The organism is Acidovorax sp. KPB24-03 (assembly GCF_057546605.1).
In genome coordinates this window covers 33,560-46,921 of sequence record NZ_BAAJYR010000011.1, presented here as the reverse complement: position 1 = coordinate 46,921, position 13,362 = coordinate 33,560, and the positions used below count along the sequence as shown (strand labels likewise).

Annotated in this window: 10 protein-coding genes and 2 pseudogenes; 10 read left to right on the top strand and 2 right to left on the bottom strand. The window is 58.2% G+C overall.

The genetic code is table 11. The features are described from left to right. The 10 genes and pseudogenes from AC27KI_RS03610 to AC27KI_RS03565 form a co-directional block, all read left to right on the top strand. A pseudogene (locus tag AC27KI_RS03610) lies at nt 1-385 on the top strand (P-type conjugative transfer protein TrbL); the annotation flags it as partial. Between the two features lie 12 nt (nt 386-397). Beyond that, the gene (trbF, locus tag AC27KI_RS03605) at nt 398-1,099 is read left to right on the top strand and encodes a conjugal transfer protein TrbF (protein WP_487112622.1); all 702 of its coding nucleotides are present in this window, start codon (nt 398-400) and stop codon (nt 1,097-1,099) included. After that, nucleotides 1,099-2,091 (top strand): P-type conjugative transfer protein TrbG, encoded by a 993-nt coding sequence (gene trbG, locus AC27KI_RS03600; RefSeq protein WP_487112620.1) that lies wholly within the window; start codon nt 1,099-1,101, stop codon nt 2,089-2,091. The genes trbF and trbG overlap by 1 nt, the downstream gene beginning before the upstream one ends. Nucleotides 2,092-2,093: 2 nt before the next feature. Next, entirely contained in the window at nt 2,094-3,353 is a 1,260-nt protein-coding gene (locus AC27KI_RS03595; RefSeq protein WP_487112618.1) for a TraB/TrbI/VirB10 family type IV secretion system protein, read from the top strand. Then, entirely contained in the window at nt 3,350-3,622 is a 273-nt protein-coding gene (locus AC27KI_RS03590; protein WP_487112616.1) for a DUF2274 domain-containing protein, read from the top strand. The genes AC27KI_RS03595 and AC27KI_RS03590 overlap by 4 nt, the downstream gene beginning before the upstream one ends. A 59-nt stretch (nt 3,623-3,681) precedes the next feature. Next, nucleotides 3,682-4,304: pseudogene (locus tag AC27KI_RS03585) on the top strand (IS30 family transposase); the annotation flags it as partial. 261 nt (nt 4,305-4,565) lie between these two features. After that, nucleotides 4,566-5,402, top strand: coding sequence for a HamA C-terminal domain-containing protein (locus AC27KI_RS03580; RefSeq protein ID WP_487112614.1), 837 nt, complete (start codon nt 4,566-4,568; stop codon nt 5,400-5,402). Further along, complete coding sequence (locus AC27KI_RS03575; RefSeq protein WP_487112612.1) at nt 5,399-7,540, top strand: DEAD/DEAH box helicase; 2,142 nt, start codon at nt 5,399-5,401, stop codon at nt 7,538-7,540. The genes AC27KI_RS03580 and AC27KI_RS03575 overlap by 4 nt, the downstream gene beginning before the upstream one ends. Before the next feature lie 256 nt (nt 7,541-7,796). Continuing rightward, nucleotides 7,797-8,912 (top strand): DUF4062 domain-containing protein, encoded by a 1,116-nt coding sequence (locus tag AC27KI_RS03570; protein WP_487112610.1) that lies wholly within the window; start codon nt 7,797-7,799, stop codon nt 8,910-8,912. A gap of 14 nt (nt 8,913-8,926) precedes the next feature. Next, nucleotides 8,927-10,708: an alkaline phosphatase D family protein gene (locus AC27KI_RS03565; protein WP_487112608.1), complete on the top strand. Its 1,782-nt coding sequence runs from the start codon at nt 8,927-8,929 to the stop codon at nt 10,706-10,708. 363 nt (nt 10,709-11,071) lie between these two features. On the opposite strand, the gene AC27KI_RS03560 is transcribed toward AC27KI_RS03565, so the two are convergent. Both AC27KI_RS03560 and AC27KI_RS03555 read right to left on the bottom strand, forming a co-directional pair. Then, nucleotides 11,072-11,773, bottom strand: coding sequence for a hypothetical protein (locus AC27KI_RS03560; protein WP_487112606.1), 702 nt, complete (start codon nt 11,771-11,773; stop codon nt 11,072-11,074). Continuing rightward, nucleotides 11,770-13,059 carry a hypothetical protein gene (locus tag AC27KI_RS03555; RefSeq protein WP_487112604.1) on the bottom strand — a complete coding sequence of 430 codons (1,290 nt, stop codon included), beginning with the start codon at nt 13,057-13,059 and terminating at the stop codon, nt 11,770-11,772. The genes AC27KI_RS03560 and AC27KI_RS03555 overlap by 4 nt, the downstream gene beginning before the upstream one ends. Nucleotides 13,060-13,362 lie beyond the last annotated feature (303 nt).

Below are 13,362 nucleotides of genomic sequence, written 5' to 3'. Positions count from 1 at the left end.
GGGCAGCGGTGCGCGCGGCGCCAAGGCGGCCTTCGACGAAGGCTCCGCGGCTGCGGGTGGCGGCGTCCGGGGCGCTGCGGCCGGCGTGGGCACTGTCGCCAAGGCCGGTGCTCAAGCGGCCGGGCAGAAGGTAGCGGATGGGGCGCGCTCGCTCAAGGAGCGTGCAGCTGCCGCGTTCCGGACCGAGGATGCGCCCCCGACATCCAGTGGCGTTGCCGCTGACAGCAGTGCCGAGGCCGCAACCACCGAGCAACCGGCATGGGCCAAGCGTCTGCACCGCAGGCAGCAGCTCACCCATGCCGCGACGACCGCAGCCCACTCGCTGCGCGGCGGTGACGGCGGCGGCTCAAGCAGCGGCCCGAGCCTGCGCGATTCCGACTCATAAGGAGAACAAACCATGCGATTCAAACGACCGCAGGTGCGCTATGGCGATACGCCGCAGCCTGCGACACCTTACCAATCGGCCGCGCAGGTCTGGGACGAGCGCATCGGCTCGGCCCGCGTGCAGGCAAAGAACTGGCGGTTGATGGCCTTTGGCTGCCTTTCGCTGGCGCTGCTGATGGCTGGCGGGCTGGTCTGGCGCTCGGCACAGTCCATCGTCACCCCCTATGTGATCGAGGTGGACGAGGTCGGGCAGGTGCGCGCGGTGGGCGAAGCGGCCACGCCGTACCGGCCGAGCGATGCGCAGGTGGCCTACCACTTGGGGCGCTTCATCGGCCTGGTGCGCTCGCTGTCCATCGATCCCATCGTGGTGCGGCAGAACTGGCTCGACGCCTACGACTACACCACCGACAAGGGTGCGGTCGTGCTCAACGACTACGCACGGGTGAACGATCCATTCACCCGCATCGGTAAGGAGTCAGTGTCGGTGCAAATTACCAGCGTGGTCCGGGCGAGCGATGCCTCGTTCAACGTGCGCTGGACGGAGCAGCGCTTCGTCAACGGCGCGCCCGCCGGCACGGAGCGCTGGAACGCCGTGGTTTCCACGGTGCTGCAAGCCCCGCGTACGGAGCAGCGGCTGCGGAAGAACCCATTGGGCATCTATGTCAACGGCCTGTCGTGGAGCCGGGAGCTGGATGCAAACGAAGGAACCAAATGATGAATCCCTTGAAACTGTTTTCTCACATCGGTGTATTCGTGGTCGCCGCAGTCCTGTCGGGCTGCGCCACGCAAGGCAAGCCGCCGCCGAACATCGCACTCGATGAGGCCGTGCAGGCCAGCCCATTGTCCGAACCGCCCAGGCCGGTCGAAGTGGTGGAGGTCCCAAAGGTGTTGCCGATGCCGGGGCAGATGAAGCCCCTGGCGGACGGTGAAGCCAAGGCACTGTCCGAGTCCCCCGATGAAAAGCAACGGGTCTCCCGGGCCAACGCCGAGGCGCGTGTTGCGCCCACGCGAGAGGGCTATGTCAACGCCATCCAGGTCTGGCCCTTCACCGATGGCGCGCTGTACCAGGTCTATGCGGCCGTAGGGCGCGTGACGGTGATCTCGTTGCAGATGGGCGAGGAACTGGTGACGGTGGCCGCTGGCGATACGGTGCGCTGGATCGTGGGCGATACCTCCAGTGGCGCGGGCGATGCGTTGCGCGTCAACGTGATGGTCAAGCCCATCCGCTCGGGACTCAAGACCAACTTGGTCATCACCACCAACCGCAGGACCTACCTGGTTGAGCTGACCTCGACCGAGAAAGCCTGGATGGCATCGGTGTCCTGGGAGTATCCCAAGGACAAGATGCTGGCCCTGCAGCGCCAGGCGCAGGCGGCCGGCGCTGCGGCACCGGTGGAGTCTGGCCTGACGCTGGAGAAGATCCGTTTTCGCTATGCGGTCAGCGGTAGCAATCCGCCGTGGAAGCCACTGCGGGCCTTCGATGACGGCGAGAAGGTCTATATCCAGTTCCCGCAGGGCATTGCGCAAGGTGAGTTGCCCCCGCTGTTCGTGATCGGGACGCAGGGCGATGGGCAACTGGTGAACTACCGGTTTCGTGCACCGTACTACATCGTGGACCGACTGTTTGGCGCGGCGGAGCTGCGCCTGGGCGGGGACAAAGGTGAGGTGGTGCGGATCGAGCGCACGGATGGCAAGAGGGGAGGCTGAGCATGAGCCAAGAAGATACTTCCGATCTCGCCGCACAGCCGGGCAAGGTAGCGCCTGAAGCGGTGACGCTGCGCGCCCAGCCTCGGCCGGTGACACGCCTGAACCGGCGCACGCTGGCCATGTTGACTGGCAGCCTGTCGGTCGCCGTGCTCGGCGCCATGATCTGGTCGCTGCAGCCGCATCGGCGCGGCGCTGGCGAGCAGACCGAGCTGTTCAACGTGGATCGCGTCTCGAAGTCGGAAGGTCTGGACCAGCTTCCGTCTGATTATTCGAAGTTACGGAAGGTGCCTGAACTGGGGCCACCGCTACCAGGCGATCTGGGGTCGGCCATCGTGAAGTCGCAGCAGCCCGTGTACGGGCCACCGGGGCATGATCCCGAGGATGCGTTGCGCAAGGAGGCGGAGGCGGCAGCGGCTTCGTCGGTGTTTTTCCGCTCGGCCCATCAGCGTGCCGCTGCTGTGCCGGCGGGGCAGGGTGCCGCGGCACCCAGTGCCCTGGCAGCCGGCTTGGCGGGGTTTGACCCGCTCGCGGCTGGGCCCGCCTCGACGGCGGCCCAGCCTTCTGACCCAACGGCTGTGCAAAACCGGCAGGACCAGAAAGAGGGATTCCAGAAAGCCGGAACTGCGGAAACCCGCAATTCCGGCAGCCTGCAATTGCCGGCGTCCCCTTACCAGGTCATGGCAGGGACGGTGATTGCCGCGGCGCTGGTGACGGGCATCAAGTCCGATCTGCCGGGCGATGTGATCGCCACCGTGACGGAGCCGGTCTATGACACGGCCACGGGAAAATTCCTGCTGATCCCACAGGGCTCTCGCATCCTGGGCAAGTACAACAGCCAGGTGAGCTACGGGCAGAGCCGGGTGCAGATGGTGTGGAACCGGGTCATCCTGCCCGATACCTCGTCGCTGACGCTGGACAACCTCATGGGCACCGACCCAGCGGGCTATGCCGGGCTGGAGGACGGCGTGGATCGGCACTGGGCGCGCATCGTGGCCGGCGCGGCGCTGACCACGCTGCTGGGTGTGGGGGCCGAGTTGGCTGCGCCCGAGAACCGGCAGGATGGGAACCGCATCGTGATTGCCGGGCGCGATAGCGTGCAGGACAGCGTGAACCAGATAGGGCAGGAGATGACCCGGCGCAGCATGAACATCCAGCCGACGCTTACGGCGCGGCCGGGGCTGCCGGTGCGGGTCATCGTGAACCGGGACCTGGTGCTGCGGCCGTACCAGCCGATGTTTTTTGATCGGAGGGAGATGCGATGAGCACAACCAAGAAACTACGGTTAGGGCCGTTGCCCAAAACCGAGAGCATCAAGATGACCTTCATCTGCCCGGCCAGCCTCAAGGCAGACCTCGACCGCTACGCAGCTTTGCATGAACAGACCTATAGCGAGGCCGTGAACGCGACAGTGCTGATTCCTCATATGCTGCAGGCGTTCATGGCGCGGGACCGCGCGTTCAGGACAGGCAACGCGTCTGCTGGTACAGCTGCCAGAAAGGCGAATGCCGCCTTCGCTAGAGAAGAGGTTTGAGTGTAAGTGGTCAGCCTGCTGTGTACTTGGGCACAGGTTGATCACTCGCCGGATAAAGATACCGCACGCTCTTTGTCCAGGCGCGCGGTGCCTTGAAGAAAGAGCTTTTGGAGCACTTGCGGCGTACGAGGGGCATGCGCCGTTCGCGCCACTACACATAGAAGACCGCCATCCATGGCCGGATCGTCGATGCCGTGTTCATCTGCGAGCGCCCAGCCTATGTGGAGGACCAGGCAGTGCTGGGCCATTGGAAGGGCGACCTTCTGTTCGGCGATGCCCACAGCCAGATCGCAACCCTCGTGGAGCGGCAAGCACGGTACGTGACGCTGCTCAAGCTGGCGGACAAGGGCTCGTACACCGAAGCCGCGGCCTTGGCATGAACGCAGGAGTTCTATCGCTCCCTGACCTGGGATCGCGGCACGGAAATGGCGGGTCGCAAGCGCTACTCCATGGCAACCGACATCCAGGTCTACTTCTGTGACCTGCATCAGTCTAGGCAGGGGGGCAATGAAAGCACAAACGGACTGCGTAGGCAGTACCTTCCAAAGGCCTGGACCTGTCAGGCTATTCGCACGAGCGCCGGGATGCCATTGCGATGGAATTGAGTCAACGGGCCCGCAAGACCCAGGGGTTCAGAACACCTGTAGAAATGTTCGACGCATGTGTTGCATCGACCGGTTGAATCCGCCGCTTGAAGTCGACGTTGTCGCATGTTTGGCCGCTCGGTGAGGTTGATCTAGCTTTCAGTCTCGCGCCTAATGCGGTCATCGTTGCAAATGGCCAACCGCGTCGCAAAAAGACTGTCGCTATAGACAACGTGGTCGTAGACGCCTACCAATGATGTATGCTGTAACGACTAGAAACACGAAGGGGTGGGGCCGGCAGCGCTTGGGAGGCGAATAGTTGCACTTCTAATCGCCAGCAGCCCTAGCATTCACAGGGAATGGCTCGATTCTTTAGCGTCCATTGCAACCAGCTCTCACTGCGGCCACAGCTGCACGGCGTCTGTGCGGGATATGAGTCCGGAAAATGGCGTGCCGACCAGCTTTCCCGCTATCTCATGGAGTGGCTGCCAGAGTTTTCTCTTTCGTATACGGAACGCAAGTCAATCAATGACACCAACTCGGTCGCACAGATCCGCAAGGCGGCGCAAGTTGTTTATGACACGGACAAGTATGACAAGCGGGGGGAATTCGGTGAGCTTCTCCTCCATGCCCTGATGCGGGAAGCCGTTGGGACAGAGCCCGCAATCAGCAAGATTTTCTTCAAGGATGCTGTCAATGCCACGGTCAAGGGCTTTGACGCTGTGCATGTCCTCAACACCTCAAAAGGACTTGAACTCTGGATTGGCGAGGTCAAGTTCTACAAGAGCATCACCAAAGCGATTGCTGATGTAATACCGGAGCTAGAGGCTCACTTCAAAGATGACTACCTCCGTAAGGAGTTCATCCTCATTACTGGCAAGCTCGATCCGAACTGGTCATGTACTGATCGGGTGACCGACCTATTGCACCGAAACAGGTCCTTAGATGAGGTCGTGAGCTCCATTGTTGTGCCAGTCCTGTTGACGTATGACAGTGCTACAACAAAAGGCTATACAGAAGCATCGCAGGCTTACAAGGCCGCTCTCGAAGCGGAGCTCCAAGAAAATCACAAGAAGTTTGCGGCCAAGAATACGCTAACGAAAGTTCGTATCGAGCTTTTCTTATTCCCCATGGCCAGCAAGAACGACCTCCTGGTTCGTCTGAACAAACGCCTGCAAGCAGCCAGGGAACTATGAACTACAAGAGGTTGCGTGCATTGCTCGATGGCGCTGGCCGAGGTAAATCGTTCGATGCATTTACCTTCCTTGCGGAGTTGTCGACGTTTGCTTCGCTGGCGCCCGATGAAGACCAGTTGCAACTAGCGCGCGACCTGCTGATCCGCATTCTCGATTGTGAAGCTGTCTTCAAGCCGTATGCCCCCATAGTCCAGACGCTGCTGCGCACTGTAGGTCTTTTTCCATACCTAGACACATCCGAGTCGGATGTCGCAACGCTCATCGCGACCGAGACCCACCGGCCGTATGCAATGCCCAAGGACATTGTGTTCACGACCAAGCAGGCCGAGGTGTACCGAGCACTGATGGCGGGCCGGAACGTGATCCTGAGTGCACCAACCAGCTTTGGGAAGAGCCTCATCATTGATGCGATGATCGCCAGCGGCCGTCATAGCAACATCGTCGTCGTCGTCCCGACACTAGCTTTGGTAGACGAGACGCGTCGGCGCTTAATGAGATTCCGTGGCCAATACAAGGTGATAACTCACCTTAGCCAGGTGCCGGCCGAAAGGAATATCTTCATTCATACGCAGGAGCGCGTGGTCGAGAACCCCCATATCGAGAACATCGACTTCTTCGTCATCGACGAGTTCTACAAGCTCCAGATTGACGAAGGCGAAGGTGACGAACGTGCTGTACTCCTCAATCATGCGTTCTACCGACTCGCGAAGCAGGCCAAGCAGTTCTACATGCTCGGGCCCAACATCAACGAATTGCCAGACGGGTTTGGCGCGAACTACAACTGCTCCTTCATCCGCACTGACTTCAGCACGGTTGCATCTGATACGCATCTAGTGCCTGCTGGCGGTGACGCGAGTGCCCGGTTGAAGAAGTTGGTCCCACAATTGTCCGGGCCGACTTTGGTCTTCAGCGGATCCGTGAAGGGTGCAAGGCTCCTCGGCAAGGCCGTTGCAGGAGTGCACGCAGAGTTCGAGCCGAGTGAAGTGTTGCAGGCTGCCATCGACTGGCTTAGCAAGAACTACAGCCCTAGATGGGGCTTGGTCCAATCGCTGAAGAGTGGAGTCGGCATTCATCACGGCAAGCTGCCACGCTCCGTTGCACAGATGCTCGTGCGACTTTTTAACCATGGCCATTTGGACTATCTTGTCTGCACCTCAACCCTAATCGAGGGCGTCAACACTGCGGCACGTAACGTGGTTGTCGCCGACAACAAGATTAGCAACCGGAAGTACGATTTCTTCACTTTCAACAACATCCGAGGCCGTTCTGGAAGGATGTGGCAGCACTTTGTTGGGCATGTTTACCTGTTCAATGAACCTCCTCAGCCGGAATTGGAGTTCGTCGATGTCCCAGTCTTCACTCAGAACGGCAATGCTCCGGATGCACTACTGATCCAGCTCGATGAGAACGACCTTTCGCACGAGGCGACAAGGCGAATGCGGCAAATCTGGGAGCAGGATTTTGTGACGCTTGAGACCATCAAGGAGAACGCTGGGCTTGAACCGTGGGGACAGATCAATTTAGCACGGGAAATAGCAGAGAAAATTGGTCAGCTTGGCCCGATGCTGTCTTGGCGCGGCATGCCGAGTTACGACGATTTGAAGGTTGTGTTCGACCTGGCGTGGCGTCACTTCGGAGTGCGTGGCGGTGCTGGAGTGAATACCGCGGCCCAACTCACCTACCGAATCAATCAGTACCGCAGCCAGCCAAGCTATACCGCTCAGCTTAGCGAAGCGGTGAAGGGGAAGTCAGGGGACGAGGCGGATGAGGCGCTCGAGACATTCCTGGAATTCGCTCGGCAGTGGGTCAATTTCAAGGCCCCGCGTCTGATGAGCGCGGTCAATCGAATTCAGGCGGAGGTTCTTCGGCGACACTCTTACCAGCCCGGAGATTACGCTTTCTTCTGTGGGCAACTTGAATCAATGTTCATGAGCCCCGTTATCACCGCCCTTGAGGAATATGGGGTTCCGATTCAACTTGGCGAACGCCTTATGCCGATTTTGAGGAACCCAGAAACGTTAGATGACGCTCTCGCGGCTCTTGCAAAGCGCCGAGCCAGAGACTTCGGCGGCATTTCGCCCTTTGAGCGAGCGCTCATCCGGCCGCTGTGCCGCGACGATGTTCCCGAAGAGGCCTGATCAACTTGTGCGGGCGAGTACAGGGAGACGAGAGCTTCGGGCGCGTAGGAAGGAGCGATGCAAACGACTCTAATGACTAGAGAATTACTTGAATGGTCAGCCGAGCGTGCTTCTTGGTGTGGGTCGCGGTTGAAGTCGGCCTTGATGGATCCGTTGCCTCCTAGCACTGCAATCGGCGATAAAGATGCAACTGCATGTCAATTGGTAGATGGGGGCTGACGCCATACTGCCAATCTAAAGCGACAAGGAGGGCTTCTTGGCTAAATCACTCATCCGAATCATGCTGTCCAGCCGTTGCCTGGACCCGTTTCCAGCGGGCAGCGGCACCACGCTAACAGATTTGCGAAAGGAATTGAAAGCTGAAATCGAGTCAGTTCAGATCCTTGGACGCAAGCCGTTCGAGGTCTGGATCAACGAAGACGCGCCTCCAGCTGAAGGCACTCAAGACAGCTGGGATGCTTGCCTACAGGCGGTCCGGGACTGCGATGTGCTGATCGTGTTGTCGAATGGCAATGCAGGTTGGGCAGCAGGTGATCAGGACATTGGTATCTGCCATGCCGAGTACATGGAAGGGCTTCGTTCAGCGCAAGCAAAAGTACGCTTGGTAGCGTTGCCAACAGTAGTAGGTACGAAGGGCGCAGCGCAGGAGCGCAACAAGCGCTTCCAAAACTATCTTTCCACGCAAACAGCTTTCCGAGGCGGTGAAGTAAAGACCTTTGCCGATGCGAAGAAGCGCGTATTCGAAGCTTTGTCGGATGCGGTGATATCGCTTACCCAACGAGGCGTGCAGGCCACGGCGTCAACACGTTTTGATATCGGGGCAGCGCTGGACTGGACGCGCCTGGACTTCCGACAAAGAAAGAAGGCCATGGAAGCCACGCTCAAAACTGCTTTGAGTGGAATCAAGGGTGCCAGGGCAGTGGACGATGGCGCAATCGTCAGTCTGGATGGCAAAGACGTGATGGTGGTCGTCCACGCTATTCCAGCCTCTCTGAGTGTAGCCGCGGCACGAGAACTCGTGGGGCGCCCATTCCTAGAAGATCATCAACGCGTCAACTTGCTGGCGTCGGCACATGGGCCCCTGCATCTAATTGCTTGTCACCGTGGGGCAACTGAAACCCAAGCGACCTCGCTGCTGGGGTTCCCCGACGCTACGGTAGTAAGCGGTCCTTTTGGAGTCTTTGTGGCAGATGATGTGCAGAAGGTCCAGTTCGCTTTCCTTGCCAATTGCCGTGATGACTCACAGACGCGCCATGCCAGTCAGCGGTTCTTTGAATGGCTGCAGCAAACAGGGGAGGCAACATTGGTGGCGCGCAGAGCGGTATCTCGGGCGCGGATCGTCAAGGTGGTTGCGAAAGAAATGAATTCTTGAAGGAGGGACTGACAATGAATGAGAAAGATCTTCTGTTAGGACCAGTCTTGTCGTTTCGGGGCACCGGCAAAGGCGATGCCTGGAGAGTAACGGCACTGATTGGTCTCAAGACAGGTGCGGAGATTCCGGAGTTCCAGGTAGATGGCAAGGTATGTTCAGCACCTAAGGAGCTGTGGTCAACGCGTGGCGAGCGCTATCTGCGCTACGACGTTTCCTGCAAAGTCTTGAAGGATGAGCGCACGGTGAGCTATGGCATTCCTGGCGGGCTGACCTGGAACATGACAGTGCCCGGCAAGGATTTTTCTCCGCGCATGGCCTATGTATCGTGCAACGGATTCTCTGACCCTGCGGTGATGAGAAAAATCATCCGAACATCAGATGCGGTGTGGGAAGACCTGCTCTACAGCCATGATCGCAAACTGCGCAGAAAGCCTGGGGAGGGAGAAGTCAAGCTGCTGGACAAAGAACAGTTGTGGCATGAGAGGCGCATTCATGACAAAGGCCTGCAGCGTTTTCACCTGATGCTCATGGGCGGTGACCAGATCTACTTTGACTCTATCTGGGAAGACATCAAAGCGCTGCGGCAATGGGTTGGCCTGCCTCGCCAGGCCCAGCTGGATTTCAAAGTCAGCAAGCCTCTCGAACGTGAGATAGAAGCCTACTACCTCGGCCTGTACAAACAACGATGGCTCCCCATTGAGAGGCAGCCATGGTCGTCCGCGACGGCTGCGCTTGATGCGGGGGCAGCGATGGCGTCCATGCCAACTATCATGATGTGGGACGACCACGACATCTTTGACGGCTGGGGGTCATACAGCTGCGAGATGCAGAACTGCGAGCTATTTCAAACACTCTTCCGCCATGCGCGCAGGGCGTTTTGGGTGTTTCAGATGCAACATGCGCTGGAAGATCTGCCTGAGTTGGAAGACACAACACCCGCAGGATTCACCCGTCAGGACCCTCTGCTAAAGCCTATTCCGTGGAGCAAGGTGCTTGCCAAGGATGCGCTGGCACTCCCGCTGCTCGACAACCAGCCAGGATTTACGTCTGCCTATTCGATTGGGCCAGTATCCATCGTCGCTGCCGACTTGCGCACGGAGCGCTCCCGAACCCAAGTCATGGGATCGGATGCTTGGCGGCAAATCAAAGAATGGACAGGCAACCTGAAATCTGGAGGCGCGGGACCGCAACCGAAGATTGGATGCCAGCACCTGCTGTTCATGTCCTCCGTGCCGGTGGTGCACCCAAAGCTGCCATTGGCAGAGCTGTTTTTGGATAAATTCGGGCAGGACCATGTCACCGATAGCAACGCCGACGACCTCAAAGATCACTGGTCCCATGATGACCACGAGGGAGAGCGAAAGCGACTGCTCGAAGTTCTATCTAGTTTTGCTCGCGACAAGAAGATTCGAGTTTCCCTGGTCTCCGGGGACGTGCATGTTGCCGCGTGGGGAACGGCCTACCGCAAAGACCTGCCCGCTTCGGAAACATGGTCGCAGATGCACCAATTTACTTCGTCTGCCGTTGTTCACCCATCGCTGATGGGGGTGACGGAGCGGTTGTTTCTTGCGTGGTTGAACTCCAATGCTAAGAAACCTCAAAACATCGATGTGCAGTATGTCGCCGAGGTTATGACGTTTCCAGGCCATGACACGCATGTCATGGCGGCCCGCAACTGGCTCGCTTTGGAACTGGATATTGGATCCGCCGAGGGGTGCAAACTTTGGGCAACTTGGCGATGTGAAACCGAAACTAGTTTCTCAAACCACTTGGTTGCAGTGGCACCCATTGCATAGGCTATTTCACTCACGGCCGGGTGGGCTCATGGGCCAGAATCAGGGAGGCAGCTGGTGAGAGCTCTGCAGACTAGCTGTAAGCGTCAAGAGATCATTTCTTTACTAGCTGAGTCTGTGTCGCTAAGCCTCCGGACCGCGAACGACTCAGATCAGCCTGAAGCAGCTCTCATCTGGTCGACGGCGGCTTCGCCGCGTGAGCCGACAGTCGGTGCGCAAAGCCGACTGACTGCTCCTGCTGTCGAAACAGTCACGGTCTCAAATTACCGAAAGGCAAACTGGAGTTGCCTACAGTGACGATCTGGCGCGAGCTCACGCATCAGACGTCAAGCTGCGGCTAGCCCATTCACTTGCGAGGGGCATAAATCACGATCCGCCGGCCTTTACTGCGTTCTTCTTCATCGGCGGGGACGTCTTCTTGGCAGCTCTTTTTGCCGCCGACGCTCTCGCGGACTTGTCGAGAGGCTTGTGATAGAGAGAAACACCCATAGTCCGCACTTTCAATTTCGTCCCCGAACCAGCGAGCTTGTGGGTTGAATAGAACGCCAGGGAGTTTTTCGAACAGTCCTCAGCCACGCTGCCATCCTCCGTGAGCTTGCTACGCCATCCGTTAAGTCTTCCAAGTGCGTCAGGCGTTTCAATCAGGTAAAACAACAGCCCGGCCTGATCGTGAGCATAGTTTCCCGATGCCTGTACGTAGCGTGAAGTCAGTTGCAAGAAGCCTTCCTGAAAGTTGCCGTCTTTCTTTGCCTCACCAATCCACGAATGATCATCGCCAAGACGGATAGAAAGGTCGACGTGCCCCCCAGTTTTGGTGTCGTGTGTTGCTCCATAGCCAACGACGTTCAGGCGCGCCAATATGTCGGCGGTGATGCGATCTTCGCTATCTTCTTGCCGCATCTCTCGGGAGGCTTGCAGTGCGTAAATGGCTTGATCGAGATCCTCGTAGAGCTGGTCCACGAACTCTTGATAGGTGCCTTCTTCACTGATTCTTGCTCGCTCGAACGCCGCCTGCACCGCCTTCTTTCCCGCGTACCTGTTGAATTGCTCAAGGGTAATGTGACTCATGTCCACCCCTTCGATTGCAGGCGCGGACCTGGGGTGAAGCAAACCAGGAGCTCTGATTCCAAAAGCGGGCTGCCGGACTCTGGATGAATGACAGTCTCGCCCCGGGCAAAGTGCGAGATCTCTTCCTTGGGTAGCTCGAAAAAGCCGCCATCGAACTCGTACATGAGACATGTACTCAGCACCTTAATCTTGGGACTGGCGAGATAAAGCAAAGCTCTTGAAGCTACCGCCTCGTCATTCGACTTCGCTAGCTCTACGAGTTCTCCGAATGTGTAGTGATCGAGCTGAAACTCGCGTTCCGACAGCGTCTGCCAAATGTTCAGACATGCATCCATGACGCTGGGCTCCGAAGCCCAATCGCCACGGATGAGGTCTTCCACGGTCATTTTTTTGGGCGCGCGCTTGAGGCGGCTCAGCACTTGGCCAGCAACAAAGTCAAAGTCAGCGACGTCGGTGCATCCGACGATGGTCGCAACCGTGACCGAACGCAGCGTACTCTTGTAGATCGCACGGGCGTTCCCGTGAATCTCAAGGTATAGATCGCTCTTCGGAGGCTTTGCGTCCCAGGTGACGCCAATTGTGTAAGGATCGATACGGTTCACGTTCGCCTTGCCACCCGAGTGGAACTCGTCCTTACGGAAATCCTTTGTTCTATTGCGATGAAGCTGCCCTTGGTTGTTCGACGATGTGGACTTTCCTGTTGCGACGAAACCAAGCGTAGTCACACGGCCGCAACGGTCATCTTTGTACAGCGGGCTAATGGCGGGATGAAGGTCCATTAAGCCTGCGCTCGCAGCAAAATGCCCGATATGCTTTTCAGCTATACGATTCAGTTCGCCAACGGTGCGTTGGAACGCGGGGGTTTCCTTGTCTTCGGTCATGCCTGGCTTGAAATCCACACGGATCTGGACTAGCTCAGTCTCTGGATCTATAACGACGGTATCGAAACACGGCACGGCACGCGTCTTGACTCCAATCAGTTCGTCGTATTCGGCGAAGACACGTCGCTGAGAGGCGGTCATTTCCGATATGGAGATGGGCTCACGGTGGACATAGGTGCGGACGCTGAAGAACTGCATATGCAGCTGCTTCCCGTGCATTCCCATCTCAATCAGTTTGGGCTTCTGAGATTTGTAGGGTTCCAGAGACGCTTCAGAGGTCGGCGCTTCGACAACGCGAAATGGTCTACGCTGTAGTACGGTTGCGAGGTCTCTCACAGCATCTTTGCATGCCCAATTGAGTATCCGTTCGCGAGAGTCATCGGCTAGAGCGCGCAGATCGAACATGCTTACGTGCTTATTGCCGACATACGTGTGCAGCCGAGCCGCGCTGGCAAGGATCTTGTAGGCCGACGCCCAGATTGCATCGCTGTACGTAGCCTCCTTTGCGCTGGCTATGGTCTCACCCCAACCCCGACTCGTATGCAGACTCGTGCTGGCAATGATCGATCGCGCTGTAGACCATGACATACGGGTTGCCATGAGCTCAAGCACCTGGACAGCCTGTTCACGGCTCGCAGGCGTGTCATTACTCGTCGCCATCGTCACCCTCAATCGTTTTATGGATGACCTATCGTAGCTTACATCTGC